The organism is Saccharomonospora sp. (assembly GCF_027317685.1).
In the GTDB taxonomy this organism is placed as follows: domain Bacteria; phylum Actinomycetota; class Actinomycetes; order Mycobacteriales; family Pseudonocardiaceae; genus Saccharomonospora.
The window spans coordinates 18,462-38,651 of the sequence record NZ_DAHVQP010000140.1 but is presented as its reverse complement, the minus strand read 5'-3'; the positions used below and the strand labels follow the sequence as shown (position 1 = coordinate 38,651).

At 67.2% G+C, this 20,190-nt stretch carries 24 protein-coding genes, 1 tRNA gene, 1 other RNA gene and 2 pseudogenes; 19 read left to right on the top strand and 9 right to left on the bottom strand.

From position 1 onward, the window contains the following. The 4 genes and pseudogenes from ssrA to M7H19_RS18690 form a co-directional block, all read left to right on the top strand. Positions 1-142: a transfer-messenger RNA gene (gene ssrA / locus M7H19_RS17390) on the top strand; the annotation flags it as partial. 251 nt (positions 143-393) lie between these two features. Then, positions 394-804: a DUF2267 domain-containing protein gene (locus M7H19_RS17385; protein WP_298182780.1), complete on the top strand. Its 411-nt coding sequence runs from the start codon at positions 394-396 to the stop codon at positions 802-804. A gap of 18 nt (positions 805-822) precedes the next feature. After that, positions 823-1,191 (top strand): annotated as a pseudogene (locus tag M7H19_RS18695) (dienelactone hydrolase family protein); the annotation flags it as partial. Positions 1,192-1,312: 121 nt separating this feature from the next. After that, positions 1,313-1,555, top strand: coding sequence for a dienelactone hydrolase family protein (locus M7H19_RS18690; RefSeq protein ID WP_363321380.1), 243 nt, complete (start codon positions 1,313-1,315; stop codon positions 1,553-1,555). Here the strand turns inward: M7H19_RS18690 and M7H19_RS17375 are convergent. Beyond that, entirely contained in the window at positions 1,501-1,728 is a 228-nt protein-coding gene (locus M7H19_RS17375) for a hypothetical protein (RefSeq protein WP_298182777.1), read from the bottom strand. The genes M7H19_RS18690 and M7H19_RS17375 overlap by 55 nt on opposite strands. Here M7H19_RS17375 and M7H19_RS17370 point away from each other — a divergent pair. Next, entirely contained in the window at positions 1,649-2,446 is a 798-nt protein-coding gene (locus tag M7H19_RS17370) for an ion transporter (RefSeq protein ID WP_298182788.1), read from the top strand. The two genes, M7H19_RS17375 and M7H19_RS17370, sit on opposite strands and share 80 nt — an antisense overlap. A gap of 14 nt (positions 2,447-2,460) precedes the next feature. Beyond that, the gene (locus M7H19_RS17365; protein ID WP_298182794.1) at positions 2,461-2,685 is read left to right on the top strand and encodes a hypothetical protein; all 225 of its coding nucleotides are present in this window, start codon (positions 2,461-2,463) and stop codon (positions 2,683-2,685) included. On the opposite strand, the pseudogene hrpB reads toward M7H19_RS17365, so the two are convergent. Further along, positions 2,612-4,876: pseudogene (gene hrpB / locus M7H19_RS17360) on the bottom strand (ATP-dependent helicase HrpB); the annotation flags it as partial. The gene M7H19_RS17365 and the pseudogene hrpB sit on opposite strands and share 74 nt — an antisense overlap. After that, positions 4,873-5,703, bottom strand: a complete 831-nt coding sequence (locus M7H19_RS17355) for a glutamate ABC transporter substrate-binding protein (RefSeq protein WP_298182774.1) — start codon at positions 5,701-5,703, stop codon at positions 4,873-4,875. The gene M7H19_RS17355 and the pseudogene hrpB, both read right to left, overlap by 4 nt. Positions 5,704-5,753: 50 nt before the next feature. Here M7H19_RS17355 and M7H19_RS17350 point away from each other — a divergent pair, with 50 nt between their 5' ends. The 8 genes from M7H19_RS17350 to M7H19_RS17315 all read left to right on the top strand — a co-directional run bounded on the left by M7H19_RS17350 (position 5,754) and on the right by M7H19_RS17315 (position 10,854). Further along, a complete protein-coding gene (locus M7H19_RS17350) occupies positions 5,754-6,338 on the top strand; it encodes a MauE/DoxX family redox-associated membrane protein (RefSeq protein ID WP_298182771.1) in 585 nt (194 codons plus the stop codon). Then, a complete protein-coding gene (locus tag M7H19_RS17345) occupies positions 6,277-7,086 on the top strand; it encodes a thioredoxin domain-containing protein (RefSeq protein ID WP_298182768.1) in 810 nt (269 codons plus the stop codon). Before M7H19_RS17350 ends, M7H19_RS17345 begins: the two co-directional genes overlap by 62 nt. Before the next feature lie 119 nt (positions 7,087-7,205). Further along, on the top strand, positions 7,206-7,547 hold the full coding sequence (locus M7H19_RS17340) for a hypothetical protein (RefSeq protein ID WP_298182765.1): 342 nt from the start codon (positions 7,206-7,208) through the stop codon (positions 7,545-7,547). Beyond that, positions 7,544-8,665: a C40 family peptidase gene (locus M7H19_RS17335; protein WP_298182763.1), complete on the top strand. Its 1,122-nt coding sequence runs from the start codon at positions 7,544-7,546 to the stop codon at positions 8,663-8,665. Before M7H19_RS17340 ends, M7H19_RS17335 begins: the two co-directional genes overlap by 4 nt. 54 nt (positions 8,666-8,719) lie before the next feature. Beyond that, on the top strand, positions 8,720-9,112 hold the full coding sequence (locus M7H19_RS17330; protein ID WP_298182761.1) for a YbaB/EbfC family nucleoid-associated protein: 393 nt from the start codon (positions 8,720-8,722) through the stop codon (positions 9,110-9,112). 9 nt (positions 9,113-9,121) lie between these two features. Further along, entirely contained in the window at positions 9,122-9,718 is a 597-nt protein-coding gene (locus M7H19_RS17325) for a YbaB/EbfC family nucleoid-associated protein (RefSeq protein WP_298182759.1), read from the top strand. Between the two features lie 57 nt (positions 9,719-9,775). Continuing rightward, positions 9,776-9,848, top strand: a tRNA-Ala gene (locus M7H19_RS17320). A gap of 262 nt (positions 9,849-10,110) precedes the next feature. After that, on the top strand, positions 10,111-10,854 hold the full coding sequence (locus M7H19_RS17315) for a GntR family transcriptional regulator (protein WP_298182756.1): 744 nt from the start codon (positions 10,111-10,113) through the stop codon (positions 10,852-10,854). 235 nt (positions 10,855-11,089) lie between these two features. On the opposite strand, the gene M7H19_RS17310 is transcribed toward M7H19_RS17315, so the two are convergent. After that, on the bottom strand, positions 11,090-11,383 hold the full coding sequence (locus M7H19_RS17310) for an MBL fold metallo-hydrolase (RefSeq protein WP_298182753.1): 294 nt from the start codon (positions 11,381-11,383) through the stop codon (positions 11,090-11,092). 191 nt (positions 11,384-11,574) lie between these two features. Between M7H19_RS17310 and M7H19_RS17305 the strand changes: the two genes are divergently transcribed. Both M7H19_RS17305 and M7H19_RS17300 read left to right on the top strand, forming a co-directional pair. Next, complete coding sequence (locus tag M7H19_RS17305) at positions 11,575-12,189, top strand: CocE/NonD family hydrolase (protein WP_298182750.1); 615 nt, start codon at positions 11,575-11,577, stop codon at positions 12,187-12,189. A gap of 147 nt (positions 12,190-12,336) precedes the next feature. Next, positions 12,337-13,011 (top strand): CocE/NonD family hydrolase C-terminal non-catalytic domain-containing protein, encoded by a 675-nt coding sequence (locus M7H19_RS17300; RefSeq protein WP_298182746.1) that lies wholly within the window; start codon positions 12,337-12,339, stop codon positions 13,009-13,011. An 89-nt stretch (positions 13,012-13,100) separates the two neighbouring features. Here the strand turns inward: M7H19_RS17300 and M7H19_RS17295 are convergent, their stop codons facing one another. Continuing rightward, entirely contained in the window at positions 13,101-13,358 is a 258-nt protein-coding gene (locus M7H19_RS17295) for a hypothetical protein (RefSeq protein WP_298182742.1), read from the bottom strand. 506 nt (positions 13,359-13,864) lie between these two features. On the opposite strand from M7H19_RS17295, the gene M7H19_RS17290 reads away from it, so the two are divergent. Beyond that, the gene (locus M7H19_RS17290) at positions 13,865-15,193 is read left to right on the top strand and encodes a helix-turn-helix transcriptional regulator (RefSeq protein ID WP_298182739.1); all 1,329 of its coding nucleotides are present in this window, start codon (positions 13,865-13,867) and stop codon (positions 15,191-15,193) included. A gap of 157 nt (positions 15,194-15,350) precedes the next feature. Here the strand turns inward: M7H19_RS17290 and M7H19_RS17285 are convergent, their stop codons facing one another. Then, positions 15,351-15,614, bottom strand: a complete 264-nt coding sequence (locus M7H19_RS17285; protein ID WP_298182736.1) for a hypothetical protein — start codon at positions 15,612-15,614, stop codon at positions 15,351-15,353. A 331-nt stretch (positions 15,615-15,945) separates the two neighbouring features. Next, positions 15,946-16,725, bottom strand: a complete 780-nt coding sequence (locus tag M7H19_RS17280) for an alpha/beta hydrolase (protein ID WP_298182732.1) — start codon at positions 16,723-16,725, stop codon at positions 15,946-15,948. A 129-nt stretch (positions 16,726-16,854) separates the two neighbouring features. Here M7H19_RS17280 and M7H19_RS17275 point away from each other — a divergent pair, with 129 nt between their 5' ends. Next, positions 16,855-17,319 (top strand): TspO/MBR family protein, encoded by a 465-nt coding sequence (locus M7H19_RS17275; protein ID WP_298182730.1) that lies wholly within the window; start codon positions 16,855-16,857, stop codon positions 17,317-17,319. Positions 17,320-17,374: 55 nt separating this feature from the next. Here the strand turns inward: M7H19_RS17275 and M7H19_RS17270 are convergent, their stop codons facing one another. Further along, on the bottom strand, positions 17,375-18,055 hold the full coding sequence (locus tag M7H19_RS17270; protein ID WP_298182727.1) for a response regulator transcription factor: 681 nt from the start codon (positions 18,053-18,055) through the stop codon (positions 17,375-17,377). Continuing rightward, positions 18,031-19,302, bottom strand: coding sequence for a sensor histidine kinase (locus tag M7H19_RS17265; protein WP_298182724.1), 1,272 nt, complete (start codon positions 19,300-19,302; stop codon positions 18,031-18,033). The genes M7H19_RS17270 and M7H19_RS17265 overlap by 25 nt, the downstream gene beginning before the upstream one ends. Before the next feature lie 149 nt (positions 19,303-19,451). Between M7H19_RS17265 and M7H19_RS17260 the strand changes: the two genes are divergently transcribed. Next, positions 19,452-20,189 (top strand): ABC transporter ATP-binding protein, encoded by a 738-nt coding sequence (locus M7H19_RS17260; RefSeq protein WP_298182721.1) that lies wholly within the window; start codon positions 19,452-19,454, stop codon positions 20,187-20,189. The last annotated feature ends 1 nt before the right edge of the window (position 20,190 follow it).

Genomic DNA, 20,190 nt, shown 5'->3' with positions numbered 1-20,190 from the left:
TGGGAAACAAACAGTGGCTGGGCCCGTCACACCGGCTTGTTCGCGTGACCGGTGGGGCCGAGTAGAGGCACAGCGAACTGCGCACGGAGAAGCCCTGGAAAGGCGACAGAGGACCCGGGTTCGATTCCCGGCACCTCCACGAAACCTTCCCGACGACGAGGCCGCTCCCGCACCACGCGGGGGCGGCCTCGTCGCGTTCTTAGGCCCTGTCGGTTCTCCGGCCGGGGCCCAAGACGGAACGAGAAGACCCGCACGGCTGTTTGGGCCCCTCCGAACCCGGTAAGTCTGCGAACACGGACGAAGACCCCATCAGCGTTTTCGCGGAAAAGATCACCGGAACACGGCGGCCGGTGCAGGCGACTGCCGGCTGACCGGCTGGAGAAGGGCTGGATCATGGACCACGATTACTTCATCGGTCAGGTACAGGCACGTGCACAACTGGCCAGCCGCGGCGAAGCGGAAGGCCTCACCCGCGCCACACTCGAAACGCTCGGCGAACGCATCCCCGAACAAGTGGCCACCCACCTCGCCGACCAACTCCCCAGGGAGATCGGCGAGAACCTGCGAAGGACCGTCACGATGGCCGGCGCGGGCACCGGGGAGCGCTTCGGCCTGGACGAGTTCGTACGCAGAGTGTCCGCTCGCGGACAGATGGCCGAACCCAACGCCGTATACGGGTCGCGAGTGGTGCTCGAAGTGACGGGCGAGGCCACCCAAGGGGTCCTCGACAAGGTCCGCGACTCGCTCCCGTCCGAACTCCGGCCGCTGGTCGACGCTGGGAGCACGGGCGAGATGCAGACCTGAACTGCTTAGGGTGCCGGTATGGCATCCGAAATCACCTCGTGCTTCACGAAAGTCGACGACCTGCGCGCCTACCTGTCCCGACCGAAGGACGGTGGCTCCGGTGGCATGCTCCTGTTACCGATGATCACCGGGATCGGCGCGCAGGTCCGCGAGTTCGCCGACGATATCGCACGCGCGGGAGTGACGGCTTTGAGCTGGGACCCGTGGCACGGCGTGAGCGGCGATGACACACCACGCGAACGACTCGCCGAGATGCTGCGGGAACTCGACGACGAAGCCTGCCTTTCCGAGATGAGCCGCCTGCTCGACCACATGACCGGAGAGCTCGGGTTCACCCGAGTCGGTGTCATCGGATGGTGCATGGGTGGACGATTCGCGTTCCTGCTGGCGGGACGCGACCAGCGGGTGTGCAACGTCGTCGCTTACCACCCCACCGTGGCCGATCCCACCCGCCCCGAACCACACCCTCGACGCCGCCGAGTACGCCGCACGAACCGCCGCGCCCGTGATGATGCTCTACCCCGAACAGGACTCGCTCGTGCCATGGGAGAGCTTCACCCGGCTGCAGACGGCACTCCAGTCCCGCTCGGTCGGAGCCAGCATCGTGCACGTCTATCCCGGCGCCGAGCACGGCTTCTCCGAACGTAGCCGCCACGGCAACAGCGTCAACGCCGACGCCTATGCGCTCTCATGGCCTCAGGTACTCCAGTTCATCCGCACCACCACGGAGTCCACGGCGATCACGGCATAGGGCTTCGGGCAGCAGGGCCGCGGCAGCCGTGTGAGCGTTCTCAGAGCACCGCGGGACACGTCGACTGACACCGACTCGGGCAGAATGCCGCGCATGAAGACCCGCAGCGCCGGCAGCCTGGTCGTGGACATCGTGATGCTCGTGCTCGCGGTGCTCTCGGTCGCCCTGCTCACCTACGTGCTCCTCGGCGACGTCTCACCTGATACGGCACGCACCGTGTTCGCCATCGACACGGCCATCTGCGGTGTCTTCGCCGTGGAGTTCGTGTGGCGTTGGCGCACAGCGCGTTGGGACAAACGGTTCCCATTGCGGCACTGGTACGAGGTGCTGGGAATGATCCCCATCGCGCACCCCGCGTTGCGAGGCCTGCGGTTGCTGCGAATCGTGGTGCTGCTGTTCCGGCTCGCCCGCACCACCGACCGAGTCTTCGGGGAGAAGGCCACACAACGGTTGGTGGAACGCTTCTCGCGCCCGATCGTGGCGGCCATCAAACAGCCGATCACCGTCGCGGTGCTCGACGAAGTCGCGAAAGTGCTCGAAACAGGACGCTACCCACACAACATCGCGCGCTCGCTGGAAGAACACAAGGAACTGTTGCGGGACATCGTCACGGAGAAGGTGAAAAACGATCCGCAGGCGGGCATGTTGTCGCGGTTGCCGTTCCATGACGACGTCTTGCGTTCCCTTGTGGACACCACCATTCGTGTTCTGCTGGAGGTACTCGCCGATCCGCGGATGGATGACTTCTTCGCGCACGCCGTGCGGGAGAACCAGGCCCAGATTCGTGCGGCTGTGGAACAAGGGCTGCATGAACGTGCCGAGTCCATGGCGGGAACGGACGACGGCGGGGCTCGGGCGTGGTTGCCCGGCGCTTCCGGTGCGCGGGACTGAGCCAGTGGAGCGGGGTGGCGAGCCGTGTCTCGCGTCGTGTGACGCGGACACGGCTACGCAGGCTGCGGACACGGCTACGCAGGCTGCGGACACGGCTACGCAGGCTGCGGACACGGCTACGCAGGCTGCGGACACGGCTACGCAGGCTGCGGACACGGCTACGCAGGCTGCGGGCCTGCCCGCCGGTGACAACAAATGCAGCACCACGGGGACCGTTCCACCCGCGATGCGCGGCGTGACCCGCCAGCCGAACGTCTCCTGCAACTTCACCGCGAGCACCGGCTTGTCACCGGAATAGTCCACCCGCACCCGAGAACCCGAGGGGGCCTCCAGCCGGTCGGGGGCGAGCTCGTCGAGCCGGGCGGCCTCGGGTCACGGCAACAACGCGCGCAACGCCGCGACCGTGTCGATCTTCGCGAAATCGGAACGGCGGCGCACGCGCGCCAATTCGGGAACGAGCCAATCGTCCGCCCGTGCCACGAGAGCCTCGTCGGAGACATCGGGCCACGGGTCGCCCAGGTGCCGGTGCAGAAAAGCCAGCCGCTGCCGCAGCCGCACCGCCTCGGTGGGCCAGGGAAGCAGACGCAGCCCCTCCTGGCGCAATCCGTCCACCACGGCCCGGTGGACGGTGGCCGGGTCGGGTTCCGACAGGGGACGTTCGGCCAGCGTGATGGCACCCAGCCGTCGCACGTGCAGGGCCACGACGTCTCCGTCGACCCACGCGATCTCGTCGTCCTCGGTCAACAGGGCCGCGCCCGCGTGCGTGGCCAGCTCCTCGTCCGCCACCGCCGCGAGACGGACGACGCCGTGTGCCCGCCCGGGTTCGCGGGTCGCTTCGGCCACCGCCAGCCAGTCGCTGTCACCGAGGCCGCTGCCGGGCGGTGCCTCCACCGCCGTGCCGTTGGCGAGGAGATACACCGGTGAGGACGTGTTCCGTCTGCGGCGGGCGAGCCGTTCGGGATACGCCAGGGCCACCACGGTCGCCGAGTCCGGCCGGTCGGCTGCGCCGTTTCCGCCGTGGCCGTCGTCGGAAACGAGCGCCGCGAGTCTGTCGACCTCCTTTCGCCAGCGCCGGGCCGCAGCGTCGTCCGCCCGGCGCAGGCGGGCCAGTTCGGCGTCGAGGTCGGTGTGGTGTGTCGACGCGACGTCGAGCGCGGCCACCACTTCGGCGGCCGGGCGCGCACCGAGTTCGGCCGCGCCGTCGAGCAGTGCGCGAGCCAGGCGAGGGTGCAGCCCCATGGCCGCCATCGTCGAGCCGCGGTCGGTCGGACGGCCGTCGGCGTCCACGGCTCCCAATGTGCGCAGCAGTTTCCTGCCCGCTGTCAACGCTCCTTCGGGCGGTGTGTCCCACCACGCCAGTCCGGAACCGTCCGGTGTGGACCAGCACGCCAGTTCTAGGGTCAGGCGGGAGAGTTCGGCGGTGCGGATCTCCGGTTCGGGGTAGGCGGGCAGGCTCGCGTGTTCGGATCGGGGCCAGCACCGGTACGCGGTGCCCGGTGCCTCGCGTCCCGCTCGTCCCGCGCGTTGGTCAGCCACGGCCCTCGACACCCGCACAGTGGCGAGCCCGGGCAGGCCACGCCGGTGGTCCACCCGGGGAACGCGGGCCAGCCCGGAGTCCACCACCACGCGCACGCCGGGCACCGTCAGGCTCGACTCGGCCACCGCTGTGGACAGCACGACCCGCCGCCGTGGCCCCGGCGTGAGCGCGGCGTCCTGACGGTGTGTGGGCAGGCGGCCGTGTAGCGCGACGACATCGACGTCGATCCCGCCGAGCAGTTCGGTCACCCGGGCGATCTCCGCGACACCGGGGAGGAACACGAGCACATCGCCGTCGTGTTCGGATAGTGCTGTTCGGATCGTTCTCGCGACGCACTTCTCCACGTGCTCGCCGCGGTCGGGCGGCCGGTGCACGATGTCCACGGGGTGTGAAGCGGCGTCCGCGGTGATGACCGGCGCGTCACCGAGCAGCGCGGCCAGCCGGTCGGAGGCCACGGTGGCCGACGTGGCGAGCAGTCGCAGGTCGTCCCGCAACCCGGCCCTGGCGTCGAGTAGCAGGGCCAGCAGCAGGTCTGCGTCGAGGTGGCGTTCATGGCACTCGTCGAGCAGTACCACCGCGGTGCGACGCAGCTCGGGATCGTTCTGCAGGCGGCGCACGAGCAGCCCCGAGGTGACGACTTCCACCCGAGTGCGGGACGAGACCCTGCGTTCGCCTCGCACCGAGTACCCGACGGTCTCGCCGACCGGTTCACCGAGCAACGCCGCCATGCGTGAGGCGGCTGCTCGTGCGGCGAGCCTGCGGGGTTCGGCCACCACGACGGTGCCCTCGGCCTCCAGTACGGCCGTGCCCTGTTTCCGCAGCGCGGTGTTCACGTCGTCGAGCACGGCGCGCACCGGGAGTTCGGGTAACGCCAGGGTGTCCAGACCGGTCACAGCTCGCCGACCTCCGGCGGATCGGCCATCTCGATTCCGGACGGCGCCAGGTGCCGCTCCAACGACGCTCTCCACGAACCGGAGTCGATCATCGCGCGTAAGGCGTCGTCGACGGCGGTTCGCCCGTCGTGGTCGCCCTTCGGCAGTCCGACGCCGTAGTACTCGGTGGACCACCGCTTTCCGACCAGCCGCAACAGCTCAGGGTTCTCGGCGACGTATCCGGCGAGGATCGTGTCATCGGCGATCGCGGCGTCGACCCGGCGGGCGAGGAGCGCGGTGACGCATTCGGATATGCGGGGGTATTCCACCAGCGTCACCGTGTCCGCGAACCGTTTCTTGACGCGCGCGGCGGAGGTCGAGCCCGTGGGCGCACACAGTGTGTTCCCCGCCAGCGATTCGGGGTCGGTGAGGTGGGTGGAGGTGCGGCGTACGAGCAGGTCCTGCCCGGTCTCCAAGTACGGCCCGGCGAAGGACACCTCGCGTTGTCTGGGCTCGGTGATGGAGTAGGCGGCCACCACCAGGTCGACGTTGCCCGAGGCGAGCGCTTCCTCGCGTTCAGAGGGCAGCGTCTCCTTCCACGTGATGTCCTCCTCGGCCACACCGAGCTCGGCCGCGACGAACCGTGCGACGTCGGCGTCGAACCCGACGATGTGCCTGTCCACCGTTCGCTCGGCCAACCCCGGCTGGTCGACCCCGATGCCGATCGTCACCGACCCGGTGTCACTTATCCGGGTGACAATGGAGTCGGGTGCGGCCTCGGGAGCCGAGCACGCGGCGAGCAGAACACCCACCGCAACCATGTTGACCAGGCATCTCAGCCGTCGCATCGACATTGCCCCTCATGGTTTTCACAGCTGCGCTGGCTAGCCTAGAGGCTGTGCTCCCCTCACGTGGACTGCTACTCGACGGCATCGGGCTGCTGGCCAGGCTGGGACTGGCCGCTGTCTGGCTGATTTCGGGCGGCATCAAGCTCGCGGATCCGGGCCAGACCTACCTGGCGGTACAGGCCTACGAGATCTTGCCCACAGGGCTGATCGGCATCGTGGCCACCGCGCTGCCGTTGGTCGAGATCGTGTTGGGGCTGCTGGTGCTGTTCGGTGCGGCTACCCGGGTCACGGCCGTGGTGTCGGCGGCGGTGCTGGTGGCGTTCATCGCCGCGGTGGCGCAGTCGTGGGCACGGGGACTGACGATCGACTGCGGCTGCTTCGGCGGCGGAGGGCAGGTGGAGCCGGGACAGACGGCCTACCCGGAGGAAATCGCGACGGACATCGGGTTCCTGGCGTTGGCGGTGTGGCTGGCCGTCAGGCCGAGCACACCGCTTTCGGTGGACAGGTGGCTGCGGCGCGGTCGTACGGAGACCGAGGCCACCGAAGGGAACGACAACACGAGAAAGGACGCCAGTGGGCGGAGCGGAACGGACGGCGAAGAAACGGCGCCGGCAACAGTTGGCGGCGAAGACTGAGGGGGCCAAGGCGGTTGCCAAGGCGCGGGGAGGCGGTGGCGACGCCAAACGCATCGCCGTGATCGTCGGCGTGGTGGTAGTGGTGCTGGCGGTCGTCGTCGGTGGCCTCATCTGGACCAACGCGTCCAAGAACGCCACCGAAGGGGAGACGATCCCCACCGAGTCGGTGCAGGCCGACTTCCCCGAACGCAGGGACGGAGCCGTGGTGGTGCTCGGTGAAGAGGACGCTCCCGCCACCATCGACGTCTACGCCGACTTCCTGTGCCCCGCGTGCGCGACGTTCGACCAGCAGTACGGGGAACAGATCAGGGAGAAGGTCGAGCAGGGACAGTTGACGGTGCGGCAGCACATGTTGCCGATGTTGGTGAAGCAGTCCAGCCCGCCCGGTTACTCGCTGGACTCGGCCAACGCGGCACTGCTCGCGGCCGACGAGGGCAAGTTCTCCGAGTTCCACGACAGCCTGTTCGCCAACCAGCCCGAGGAGGGCAAGCGCGCCTACGACAAGGAGCAGCTGATCCAGCTCGGCCGTGATCTGGGTATCACCAGCGAGGCCTTCGAGGAGGGTGTGCGTAACGGCAAGTACAACGACCTGCTCGAACAGGAGATGAAGCGGGTCACCGAGGACACCAGCCTGCACCGTGATTTCGGTACGGGGGAGAAGGGATTCGGCACGCCCACGGTGGTCGCGAACGGCGAGCTCGTGGACCTGGGCGACCCCGGTTGGCTCGACAAGGCCGTGTCGCGGTAGTCGAGTCGCCGATTCCCGTCTTACGTGCACTCCGGGTGTTCTAGTGTTGCGCCCGGAGTGCACGTGTGGGGGAACCGCGCGGGAGCCGATCACGTCGCACTCCTACGAAGGAGGGTGACGTGGACGGCACACCACACGCGGGTTTCCGGGTCGAGGAAGGCGCCTACGACCACTATGCGCGCAGTATCGACCCGACGGGGGACGACGTTCGGCAAGCGGCCGACCGGCACGTCGCACCGCATGTCGAACTGTCGGGTGACGGTTTCTCGGTGCTGGGTTCCGAGTCGGGGTTGTCCGGCGCGTACGCCGCTCGCATGCGCGGCATCCAGGAACGGTTGAGCCGCTTGGGTGGCAACTGGCAGAGCATGGCTGACGCCGCGCGTCGCACCAGTACGAACTACGAGGTCGTCGAAGCGGAACAGCAGGCCACCATCGAGCGCCTGGGCAAGGAACTGGGATGACGGAGACCGCGGAAGTCACGAGAGCGGCACTGGGTCTGCCCGATCAGTTCGCGCGCCGCATGCGCACCGACGACGCGGCGATCGACTCGGCGGTGAGTGGGCAGTCCGCGTTGCGGACGTCCCTGGACGGTGTGCGCGGAACGGCGGAGTCGCAGCGGGTCCTGCTGTCGGAGAGGTCGTCGGGTAATGCCACGGACAACGCCGTCGGCACCGCGCAGGCACTCGAGCGGGAAGTGCAGGAGCTACTCGACGAGAGTGTCGAGATCGAGAAAGCGGTGGCCGAGGCCGCGGAAGCCCTCAAGGTGGGCCAGGTCGAGAACGACCGGGTGCGTGAGGAGATCATCCGTGAGATCAGCACGACCATGAAGGCCGTCGCGGCGGCCCGGCAGACGCCGCCCGTTCCCACGGGGGGCCAGGCCGCGGTGCGTGAGCTCATGGTGGGACTACAGAAGAAGATCGCCGAGCTCACCGGGCAGTCCGCCGACATCAGCGACCGCACCTTGTCCGCGCTCACCGATATCGCGGGCAAGCTCGGTTCGGACAGCGGGACCACCAGTGCCAGCAGTGCGAGCACCGAGGTCGCCTCGTCGTTCAACTCGCAGGGCGCCACCGGCGGTGGCGGCGGTGGTGGCGGCGCCGCCGCGGGTGGTGCCATCGGCGGCGGTGGCGGTGCCGTGACCAAGCCACGCCTGCCCGTCGCCATTCCGCCGCAGCCCGGCACCGGCGTCAAGATCAACCTGCCGAACGGTTCGACGGTGGAGGCCCCCAACGAGACGGCCGCCAAGGCCGTGCGTGCCGCGATCTCGCAGCTCGGCGTTCCGTACGTGTGGGGTGGCACGTCGCGTGGTGTGGGACTGGACTGCAGCGGGCTCACCATGACGTCGTACGGCGAGGCGGGGCTGGAGATCCCGAGGTTGGCTCAGGAACAGACCGTGGGAGCGGAGGTGCCGTCGCAGGACCAACTGCTTCCCGGGGATCTCGTGGTGTGGTCGGGGCACGTCGCGATGGTGGTCGGTGACGGCCTCATGATCGAGGCGGGGGATCCGGTGAGTATCAACCCGATCCGCACCACCAACGCGGGGCAGCAGTTCATCGGGTTCTATCGACCGACCGGATAAAGTGCCGGTGACGGTGGGTGACGTGGTCGGGGTGGGAATTTCGACGGGGGTTCGGTGGAGATAGACGTTGAGCGGGAAGCGAATCGGATCGACGAACAGGTGCGGCGGACCTCGGAGCGCGCCGCCGAACAGTTCTCCCGCGTGGGAAGTGTCGGTGGGAAGGCGGAGTCGGGTGACGGCGCGATCCGGGTGGAGGTGGCACCCGGCGGTCTGCTCACCGAGGTCCGGTTGACGCACGCGGCCCTGCGGTCCGGGACCGACTCGCTCGCCCAGCAGATCATGGCGTTGGCGCACACGGCGACCCGGCGGGCGAGCGACCGGATGTATCGGGCGTTGTCGCCCGTGCTGGGACCGGAGGGCGACGCCACGTTGGCCTCGTTGGGATACGAGCCGTTGCCCGAGGACGAGGACGACGACTCGGGTTCGCCCGTGTTCGGGAGACGGTGAGGAGAAGCGGTGATCGAGCAGGTGCCCGTCGGTGGCGGGAGCACCAAGGACCTGATCGCGCAGGCGCGGGCGCGGCGGGACGCGTTGTCGTCCGTGGACGCGCTCATGGCCAAGGCCACGGGAACCGCCCACGACGTCGACGGCACCATCGAGTTGACGGTGGACGCGCGGGGCAAGCTGCTCCGGCTGTGGCTCGCGCCGGCGGCGGTGAACTGGGGACCCGAGCGGCTCGGTTCACTCATCGTCGAAGTGGCGCAGGTGGCCATGCAGGAGGCCGCGCAGGCAAGCTACAACATGGTGGCGTTGCAGCTCGGTGAGGACATGACATACCTCATCGAGCGGCTGTCCGGCATGCCCGCCCCCGCCCGCGACCCGGAGGCCGACACGGGCATCACGGTGGAGGAGTTCCAACGGCGCCGGGCGGAACGTCTGCGGGAGACCGAACGGCGTACGGGCGGTGGCACGCAGCCGGGGCGTGACAGCGTGGCCGGCGGTTCGCGAGGCGAAGCCGACGGCCACGGCGGCGATTACGGCGGCGACCACGACGATTACGACGACTACGACCTCGACACGTTCGACCCGGCGACGCTGCGCTCGGACCGCTAGGAGACCCCCTGTGCAACCGGCATTTCGGGGCCTGTATAGTTGGACCCGCAACAACACGGGGCTATGGCGCAGCTGGTAGCGCACCTCACTGGCAGTGAGGGGGTCAGGGGTTCGAGTCCCCTTAGCTCCACAGAGAACCGAAAGTTGTGAACTGCCCCGCTTGATGGCGGGGCAGTTTTGTTTTGTCTTCAGGGCATCGGGTGTCCGGCGTGCTGCAGTCGGCGTCCTGCGCTTTGTCGGGGCGGTGTTCGCGGTCGGAGGTCATGGTCTCGATCGTTCGTCGTCACCGGTCGCCTTGCAGCCGGGTACCGCTGGAGTCCTGGCCGGGTTGTGTTTGACTTTCCGGAAAAGACGTACCCCGGTGACCAGCGATGTGGAGGGTTCGAAGACCCATGGCAAACGGCGAGCTCGACCTCTCGTCCGGGGTTCCGCTGTATCGGCAGATCAAGGACATCCTGCGCACGGAGATCGCGGGGGGAGTCGCCGATCCCCAGAAACCGATGACCGAGGCGCAGTTGCTCGACCGGTTCGACGTGAGCCGGGCCCCCATCCGGCAGGCGCTCAAGGAGCTGGCGAACGAGGGGTACGTCTACCGGAAGCAGGGCAAGGGGACGTTCCCGGTTCCGGGGGCGCGGGTGCATCGACCGGCTGACGTGAGGCCGGGGGCGTTGTACCAGTACCTTTCCGAAAGTGGTTTGCACCCGGCGTCCACGGTGTCCGGTGTCGAACGGGTGGAGCCACCCGCGCGGATCCGGCATCGCCTGGGGATCAAGGCGGACGAGCGGCTCCTGCATTTCACGCGGTTGATCTCGGTGGAGAACGAGCCCCTGGTCGAGGCCGACGTCTATATCCGGGCGCCCGAGGAGTTCAGTCCCACGGCAGCGGAGTTGGAAGAGAAGGGTTCGGCCTTCGAGCTGTTGGAGCAGGGTTTCGGCATCACGCTCGACCGGGCCGAGCACGAGGCCTGGGCGACGGCGGCGAGCGCCGACCACGCTGCGACCTTGGGGGTAGACGAGGGCAGCCCGTTGCTGGTCATCGAGACGATCTTCTTCACGGCGGGTGGCCTGCCCGCGGGGTGGCGTTCCGCCGTGCACAGGGCCGAGGAGTTCAAGTACCGGTTCGTCACGAGTTGGTGAGGCCGGTGTTCGGCTTGAGGGGGCGGCCCGAGAGGCGCTTGACTTTGGCATTACAATATATCAATGTGTAGGATGATCGCATCCACAAGGCAGTGGACTACGGCCCGTCAGGCGGACGTCAGGCTCCCCGGTGCACTGCCCTTCTTCGTTTACCCGGCGTGCCACAATGCGTCGGCATGACGTTGACGAAAGGACGTGCCAATGACGGGCGCGCAAGCTGCTGAGAGCAACACCGTCAACACCGCCCTCGGCCCTGTGCCAGCGGACGACCTGGGAGTCGTCGTCCCGTGAGTTCCCACAGTGCGTGTGCGCCGCCGAGATGGTCGATGTGGCCGTGGGTGAGCAGGATCCAGCGGACGTCTGCGATGTCGCGGTCGAGGGCCTTGAGCGCGGGGGCCATTCCTTCGGCGGGTGACGACGCGATGCCGGTGTCGACGATGGCCGGTTCGGGTGCGTCGATGAAGAAGTTGTAGAGGCCGAAACGTCCCCACGGTGACACCAGGGGATGGATCTCGACGTCGTGCGTCATCGTGTCTTCCCTTCGCCCGGCCCGATTCCGGGTCCTCGGCGACCGCGGCTACACCGTCGATCGTGCCGGCGCCGCCTATGGGCCACACCGACGATACAACATTGATATAATAATATGCCTAAGAGGCGCTGTGGGCACGTCCGCCGGCGATATCCCTGGCGCCCGAACGTTGACAAGGGAGCTGCACACTCATGGCTGATTTCACGACGTGGGACGCCGGTGGGGGGAAGGTCGCCGTGCGCAAGGACCTGCGGGTCCCGATGCGGGACGGGGTCGAACTCGCCGCGGACGTCTACCACGGCATCGAGGACAAGCCGCGGCCCGCGTTGGTGGCCCTGAGTCCCTACGGCAAGGAGCTGCAGGCTCCCGCTCTCACCACGCCTTCCCAGCGCCGCCCCAGCCCGATGTGGGACGGCTGCATCGAGGCGGGCGACATCGCCCGGGTCGTCAAGGAGGACTACGCCCACGTCATCGGCGACCTACGAGGCTCGGGGGACTCGGGCGGCGAGATGATCGGCAACTACAACGCCGGCGGTGTGCCCCTGGGGCAGGACGCGTACGACTTCATCGAGTGGGTCGCCGAACAGCCGTGGTGCGACGGCAACGTCGGCATGATCGGCATCTCCTACTTCGGTTCCATGCAGGTGCTGGCCGCGAGGGACGCGGTGGCGACTCCGGTATCGCGCACACCCTCGTCAAATCCCGCATGCAGGAGGTCTACTCGCCGGAGGAGTTGGCGAAGCTGGTCGAATAGCGGCTCGCCGACCCGGACGTGGCCGCCTGGCCGAACCTGGTGCACGTGCTGAAGTACCCCAAAAACCGCGAGTTCTGGTTCGACATCGTGATGAACCCTCTGGACGGGGAAGTGGTACGAGGAGCGCAACCCCATCACGCTGGCCTCGAACATCGACATCCCGGTCTACCTACAGATCGACCACGGTCGCGGCTGGACCGTGGACGGCACCATCGAACTTTTCAAGGTGTTGAAGGGTCCCAAGAAGCTGGACATCGGACCGTATCCGCCGATGCAGTCGCGCCCCTTCGTCGAGGAGCACGACAAGATGTTCCGGTGGTACGACTACTGGCTCAAGGGCATCGACAACGGTGTGATGGACGAGCCGGAGGTCACCGTCTTCGTGGAGGGTTCTCGCGAGCGGGTGACCGGCAGCCAATGGCCGCCGAAGGACGTGGAGTACCGGTCGTTGTACTTGCGGCCACGCCACAAACTGTCCTTCGAACCCGAGTCGATGGGCGCGGAGCACGCCGCCCCGGACGGCAAGCGGCAACTGGTGACCACCGGCTACCTCAAGGCATCCCACCGAGAGCTCGACGACCGCACCACCGAGGGCAACCCGTACCACCCGCACACCCGTGCGGTGCCGGTCGAACCCGGCAGGATCGAGGAGTACGTGCTGCGCCTGTATCCGTTCGCGAACACGTTCAAGCCCGGACACCGCCTCACCGTGGAGCTGTCCAACAACGAGCCGCTGGCCGACGCGCACAACGCGCTGTTGCCGCCCGACGCCTTCTACCTGCCGGTGGGGCGTCCCGTCACGCACAAGATCTACCGTGACGCCGCCCATCCCTCTCGGCTGGTGTTGCCGTTCACGAAGGCGGTGGGGAAGTAGTCGAACCGGGACACGCGACGGCGAGGCCGCCGAAGCCGGGGCGGAACCGGCGGGGGAAGGACGGGACCTTGCGAGTGGTAGGGCGAGGACTACCACTGAGCTCGTTCACCGTCCGCGAGTTCCGCCCCGGGGCACAGGGGAATGTTTCCTCCTCCATTGAGGACCGATGTCGCCGAGGTCCCCGGCTGTTCGGGCTCGGCCGGTTCGTCGATCCGGCAGTACCGGACGAAGTGCGCGGCGGTTCTGGCCGCACGGACATCCTTACGCCAGTTCGACCAGAACGACCACGCGACCCACAGCAGGAATGCCGCAAGCGGTGCGGGTGCAAGCCATGTCCAGCCGTTCACCGCACATCACGTCGAGGCCTGGAGCGCGCGCACGTCACATTCCGTGCGCTGTCGAACCGGCGCGTTCGTCGGCGACCGAACCGCCGCGGGAATCCGTCGGCCCACCGCTCTCACGTGATTCCGACCTGGGTCGGTGCGTCGGGGTGCCCGTCATCGGTCTCGGTTTCGCGGGCCCGTCGCGTTCCTCGATGTTCGATCTCGATGTCGGCACAAGCGGGATCGCCATGTCCTGCCGTCCAATTCCGTCGCTTGAATTCCGTGGTCGTGGGTGGCACCCGGTGCCGGGGCGAGGGGCCACCGAGCTATACGCGGGCCTGACCGCGTCCGACGTTCCCGTCGGAAAAAGCCGGGGTTGTTTTTTTCCGTGCACCAGGTGCCATGACCTCAAGGAAACCGGATGAAGCCGGGTGTGCGTCACGATGTGTGTGAAACTGCCACACGGAAAGTCACTGGATCGCTATGCTGACCTGGCCTCGCAGCGGAACACTCGGAGAAGAGTGGTTGATATGGCCCGGGAACCCGAACCGATCCTTCGACAGCGTCAGACCCTGGGCGCCCAGCTAGCCGCGTTTCGCCAGGCCGCGGGACTCACCCAAGGGCAACTAGCCAAGGCCGCACTCTGCGACCGCACGACATTGGCCCACATCGAGAAAGGACGCGCCCGCGCCGACGAACGGTTCTGGCGCGCGTGTGACGAGGCGGTCGGCGCGCACGGCGTGTTACTGACCGCGTTCCACGACTTGGTGGCCGCGAAACAAGACCACGAACAGCGAGAACATCAACGACGGCTCGCACATGCCCGGGCCCGCGTGAAGCAGTTGAGCGCGAACGGACACTCCGGCCCCACCTCCGCGGTGTCCACGTCACCGCTGCTCGGCGACGTGGAACCGATCGATCCTCCGGGCGCACCCGTCCGGCTCGACAGCGCCTACGTCGAAACGCTCCACAGTCGTATCCGTGAGCTCGTCGAGCTCGACATCCAGTTCGGGGGCGATCAGTCCTCGGGTGTCGCGCTCCGACTCTTCCGTTCCGTTCACCGAAAACTGGGGACCGCCCAATGCGATCCCCGTGTCGAACGTGACCTGTACGCGACGGCCGGAGAGCTCGGCGAAGTCGCCGGCTGGCTGCTCTACGACGCGGGCCAACACGGCCTCGTGCGTCGGGTCAATCACGAGGCACTGAATCTGTCCCGTTTGGCCGGTGATCGCAGCATGGAACTGTTGACCCTGCAGAACATGTCCATGCACGCCGGCCACCTCGGCCGCCCCATGGAGGCTCTGCGCATCGCACGCATGGTTCTAGAGACCGACAAGCTCTCACCCCGGTTGCAGGCGCTCTTTCGCACCCGCGAGGCCCGCGCGCTGGCATTGGCGGGGGACGAAACCATGGCCAAACGAACCTTTCAGCGAGCCCGCTTTCTGTATTCGGAGGGTGTGCGTGACGATGACCCGGCGTGGGCCTGGTGGATCAACGACCAGGAATTGGCCTGGCACGAAGCCATGATCCACTCCGACTCGGCCGAATGGGACCGTGCCGTCGACGTCCTCCAGACCTCGATCGAGATCACTCCCGGCCGCGAGGTTCGACGGCGTTACAACCATCTCGCTTCCTTGTTCGACGCGCAGATCCACGCGCAGGCCTGGTGCGACGCGGGCCGGACCATCGAACGCATCATGCCGTTCGTCGACGAGGTCGGCTCCACCCGAACCGCGACCACACTGTGGGGCGCACTCGACGAACTCGACACCGCTCACCCCACGTCGCCGCTTCGCGATGCCGCCCACCAGCTTCGAACCGTTCTGGCCGAAGCTGGATACGGCCCGCCGACCGCATGACCAAAAGTCGCCGCCAGCGGCCCCTGTGGTCGTGTGGGACCTCAAGTGTAAATTCCGCCCTTGAGGGCCTTTCGTGCCTCTTCAACGAAATCGGGCAAGAAAGGCTGAAGCTTGTCCAAGAAGGTGCCGGGGGTTTCTGGAGGACTCCGGCGTGCTTTCACAAGTTTTCGTAGGACCTCGACAGTCCTTTCCGGATAAAGGTCAAGCTGGTCCAGAGGAACTCGTCCGGGCTGAGGGCGCGGATGTCGTAGGGTTCCAAGGCCTCGGTGGGGAAGTCCTTGAGGTTCGCGGTCACGAGCACTGAAGCATTGCCGCGTACGGCAGCCGCCAGAACATGGCGGTCCTTCTTGTCGCACTTCATGGCGTCGATCAGGTCCTTGTAGCCTTCGACCTCAGCGTCGAGGAGTGCGGGAAAAGCCACGCTTTGCAGTGTGCACTACTCAAGGTGTCGATGGTGTCGCATAACGTGAGATAAGCGAGCTGGTGTGCTCGCTCACCCCGAAATTCGTCATCTGGTCGATATGAACCCGGTCATTCGATCGGCCGTGCCGTCATGCGCCGACTCGAAAGCCATCTCGTCGAGGGCCGCTTCACGTTCGCGCTGCGTTCGCTCGTCGTATTCGAGCACGTGCCGAAGGTAGACGCGACGGTGGCGGCCGACCTTGAGGGGAGATGCGTGAGCGAATGACCGCGACCAGTCACGCACGCTTTCAGGGCGTGGCCGACGGAGGCTGTTCGGTGAACAGTGCGTGTCACCGCACCCAAGTGTCGCTGTCGGCGAGGAAGGACACGAGCAGTTTCGTGAATTCCGGGTTCCGCACCACGCCGAGGTGGTCGCCGGGCAGGGTCCGCAGCGTCGCGCCCGGGATGGCATCGGCGAGCACTTCGGGCCGCGTCGCCAGCATGTCTTCCTCGCCGGCGAGCACCAGGCAGGGCGCGGTGATGTCGGCCAGCGCGATGGGTTTCCGGTGCAGCGAGCACGCCTGCGCCGCCAGCGCCAACCGGTCCGCGCCGGTCGTCTCGGCGAACATCCGGAAGGCCGCAGCGTTCGGATCGGTGATCGACGACGGGTCGTCGGCGCGCAGAGCCTGGATGACGCTGCTGCCCACGACACGGGTGTCCACTCCGCCGAGCTCGACGACGGCGGCTCCGACACCGCCGACGACCAGCCGACGTATCCGGGATTCCCGCGACGCCACGAGCGCGGATACGATCGCGCCCATCGAGTAGCCGACGAGGTCGTACGACGACTCGCCCAACAGGTCCAAAAGAGCGTGGACGTCGGCGGCCATCTTCTCCTCGCCGTAGAACAGCGGATCATGCGGTTTGCTCGACGCGCCGTGGCCGCGGGCGTCGATCGTGACCACGCGCCGGCCCGCCGAGACGAGCGCGTCGACGACACCCGGCGCGACCCAGTTGGTGTCGCCGTCCGCCGCGAAACCGTGGTGCAGCACCACCGGTGGAAGTTCGGAATCCCGTTCCCACAGCTGGTAGGCGATGTCGAGACCGTCGGGAGTGCGTAAGACCGCCATGTGTGCGTTGCCTTTCCTGTCCTGAAGCCGCCGGGGAAGACTAGCCGCCACGACGGCACCGCCGAATCGGTGATTTCACCCGTTTTCCGTAGCCCTGCGGGCCGGCCGAATCGGGACGAGAATGAAGGGATGCGTTGGAGCGCTCTCGCCCGGACCTCGGCCGCCACCGCCGCGGCAGCCGCCATCGGTAGCGTGGCCGTCGATCCGAACAGCCGTTGGTACCGGCGGCTGTCCAAGCCGCGTTGGCAGCCACCCGCCCCCGCGTTCGGCATCGTGTGGACGGTGCTGTACGCCGACCTGGCGGTGACCTCGGCGACGGCCCTGTCCAGGACCACCACCCGACGCGAACGCGCCGACCATTGGCGCAGGCTCGCCGTGAACCTGGCCCTCAACGCCGGGTGGAACTGGCTGTTCTGGCGCGTGCACAAACCGTGGCCCGCCACCGTCGAAGCGGCCGCCCTCACGGTCAGCTCGGCGGACCTGGTGCGCCGCATCGCGCGGAAACACCGTGGCGCGGGCACGGCTCTAGCCCCGTACGCGGCGTGGTGTGCCTTCGCGACCGTGCTGACGGCCGCGATCGCGCGCCGTAATTGAAATCCGGAGAAGACCTTTCGGGTTCATCGGCCTCCCGGCCGGTGCTCCTTCGAGGTCACTGTGCGGTGTCGTGGTGCTGTAGATAGGCCAATACCGCGAGCACCCGTCGATGCCCCTGCTCGTCCTCCGGAAGATCGAGTTTGGCCAGGATGTTGCCGATGTGTTTGGCGACGGCCGCCTGGCTGATGGAGAGGTCCTTGGCGATGGCCGGGTTGCTACGGCCCTGCGCCATCAGGGCCAGCACTTCCTGTTCGCGCTTACTCAGACGGGACACCGGGGATTCCGTTCGGTGCCGGGACAGCAGCACACGCACGACCTCCGGGTCGATCACGATCGCGCCCGAGGCGATGTTCTCGACGGTCTGCACGAACTCGCGGACGTCACCGACCCGCTCCTTGAGCAGATAGCCGGTGGCCGACTCGCTACCGCTGAGCAGTTCGGACGCGTAGGTCTTCTCCACGACATGACTCAGCACCAAAACGGGCAGGGTCGGGCGTTGCTTCCGTGCGGCGAGAGCGGCCCGGAGCCCTTCGTCGGTGTGCCCGGGCGGCATGCGCACGTCGGTGATCACGATGTCCGGGTCGTGTTCGGTCACCGCGTTCAACAGGCCGTCGGCGTCGGTGACCGCCGCGACCACCCGGTGTCCGTACCGGCTCAGCAGGTTGACCAGCCCGTCGCGCAACAGGGCCGAATCCTCCGCGAGGACGATGTTCAGCGGGGCGCGCTCGCCGTCCATGGAATCTCCATTCGCAGTTCGGTCGGCCCACCGACGGGGCTGGCCAGCAGCAGTCTGCCACCTGTCGCGGCGACTCGGTCGACCAAACCTTGCAAGCCCGTGCCCCGCGCGGGGTCCGCGCCACCGCGACCGTTGTCCTTCACGGTCACCACCAGGGTGTCTCGGACCCGAGAACCGGTGATCTCTATCCGGTCGGCGTCGCCGTGTTTGGCCGCGTTGCTCAATGCCTCGCTCACCACGAAGTACACGGTGGATTCGATCAACGCGGGTGCGCGTTCGGGCAGGTCGATATCGACCCGCACGGTCATCGCGCTGCGGCCGGCGAGCTCGTCGAGCGCCGCGGCGAGCCCTCGGTCGGTGAGTACCTGTGGGTGGATGCCGCGGACGAGTTCACGTAATTCGGTCAGAGCTTGCCCGGCGTCGCGTTGAGCGTCGGCGACGAGCCTGCTCGCGGTCTCCCTGTCGCCGTCGCCTTCGAGTTCGACCTGCGCCAGCCCCAACGTCATCGCCAGGGACACGAGTCGCTGCTGGGCGCCGTCGTGCAGATCCCGCTCGATCCGTTTGCGTTCCACCTCGAACGCGTCGAGCAGGCGGACCCTGGACCTGCCCAGCTCCACGACCTGGGCGTCGAGTTCGGCCCTGCGGGAGGTGGAGACCGCTCGGACGAGAGCGGCCCGCGCGGAGGCGGCCGTGATCCACAGATAGCCGGACGGCACCAACAGCAGGACCCCGAAGAGCGGGAGGAACGGCCAGATCGCGAGCGACTGCAAGGGTGGTCCGCCGACCACCAGTTGATCACCGAAGACAAGGATGAGAAGCGGCGTGGCGAGCAACGTGCCGATGAACAGCAGCAATCCGAGCGAGAGGATCGCTTCCACCGGCCACACCACGAAAGCGATCAGCAGCAGGTACAGGAATTGACGCCAGGTATCCCATTCCCCCATGGCCTCCCAGGGACGGGACCATTTCCAGGAAGGTGACGTCCGGGTTTCCATACCCAAACGGGCACGATCGTGTGCGACCGATTGGGGGCCGAGCCCGACGAGCAGCATCAGCAGCACGATTCCGATACCCACCGGAGCCAGCAACACACCCGTGCTGAACAGAAACAGCACCACCAGCAACCAGAGCAGGCCCAGTGCGGCGCCACCGAGAAGATAACGTACGGAAACCCAGGTCCACCGTGAGAAAATGACATTCCACGGCGGCCGAAGAATCGTCGCCCAAGTGATTCCCGAGACGCTCACCGTCTGGATACTAGTCAGCACGGAACGTTTTGCCACGGTGTTCGGCGCGGCGGAAGTCCGGTGGTGAGGTGTGGGGTAGAGCGCGGTATACCCACAAGCCTCCATCCGGAACCAGTGCGGTCCGGGGGAGGACAAGGTTCGATCGGCGCATGTCGAATCACGTCTTACGAGTGGCGTCGGTGTCGCGCTCCTACGGCAAACGGCAGACCGTCGTGCACGCGCTGAACGACGTGAGTCTCGACGTCGCCCGCGGTTCCTTCATCGCGGTGATGGGACCGTCCGGTTCGGGTAAGTCGACCCTGCTGCGCTGTGCTTCGGGCCTGGACCGGCCCACCTCGGGTTCCGTGCTGCTGGACGGCATCGACCTGACCCCGCTGTCGGAGACGGAACTCACCGAGCTGCGGCGAACACGTGTCGGGTTCGTGTTCCAGGAGTACAACCTGCTTCCCGCGCTCACGGTGGAACAGAACATCGCACTGCCCCGGCGCCTCGCCGGCCGCAAACCCCGTCGGGACGAGATCACCAGGGTGTTGTCGTGGGTTTCGCTGGAGAAACTGCGTGGCCGGAGACCTTCGGAACTCTCCGGCGGTCAACAGCAGCGCACGGCCATAGCCAGGGCACTGATCAGTGAACCCGAGATCGTGTTCGCCGACGAACCGACAGGCGCGTTGGATTCGAGGACCTCCCACGACGTGCTCCGGTTACTGCGGTGGATGGTCGACGAACACCGGCGCAGCATCGTGATGGTGACCCACGACCCGGTGGCCGCCGCTTTCAGCGACCGGGTGCTCTTCCTCGCCGACGGCAGGCTCGTCGACGTACTGGAATTGCCGACCGCGGAACAGGCCGCCGAACGCATCGCCCGACTGGAGTCCCAAGGGGTCTGAC

Coding starts and splice junctions, on each gene's coding strand:
- M7H19_RS18690 (WP_363321380.1), top strand. CDS start 1,313: ATGATGCTCTACCCCGAACAGGACTCGCTCGTGCCATGGGAGAGCTTC.
- M7H19_RS17270 (WP_298182727.1), bottom strand. CDS start 18,055: ATGGACGGCGAGCGCGCCCCGCTGAACATCGTCCTCGCGGAGGATTCG.
- M7H19_RS17275 (WP_298182730.1), top strand. CDS start 16,855: ATGCGTTGGAGCGCTCTCGCCCGGACCTCGGCCGCCACCGCCGCGGCA.
- M7H19_RS17310 (WP_298182753.1), bottom strand. CDS start 11,383: ATGACGCACGACGTCGAGATCCATCCCCTGGTGTCACCGTGGGGACGT.
- M7H19_RS17280 (WP_298182732.1), bottom strand. CDS start 16,725: ATGGCGGTCTTACGCACTCCCGACGGTCTCGACATCGCCTACCAGCTG.
- M7H19_RS17355 (WP_298182774.1), bottom strand. CDS start 5,703: ATGCGACGGCTGAGATGCCTGGTCAACATGGTTGCGGTGGGTGTTCTG.
- M7H19_RS17315 (WP_298182756.1), top strand. CDS start 10,111: ATGGCAAACGGCGAGCTCGACCTCTCGTCCGGGGTTCCGCTGTATCGG.
- M7H19_RS17260 (WP_298182721.1), top strand. CDS start 19,452: ATGTCGAATCACGTCTTACGAGTGGCGTCGGTGTCGCGCTCCTACGGC.
- M7H19_RS17385 (WP_298182780.1), top strand. CDS start 394: ATGGACCACGATTACTTCATCGGTCAGGTACAGGCACGTGCACAACTG.
- M7H19_RS17305 (WP_298182750.1), top strand. CDS start 11,575: ATGGCTGATTTCACGACGTGGGACGCCGGTGGGGGGAAGGTCGCCGTG.
- M7H19_RS17370 (WP_298182788.1), top strand. CDS start 1,649: ATGAAGACCCGCAGCGCCGGCAGCCTGGTCGTGGACATCGTGATGCTC.
- M7H19_RS17290 (WP_298182739.1), top strand. CDS start 13,865: ATGGCCCGGGAACCCGAACCGATCCTTCGACAGCGTCAGACCCTGGGC.
- M7H19_RS17335 (WP_298182763.1), top strand. CDS start 7,544: ATGACGGAGACCGCGGAAGTCACGAGAGCGGCACTGGGTCTGCCCGAT.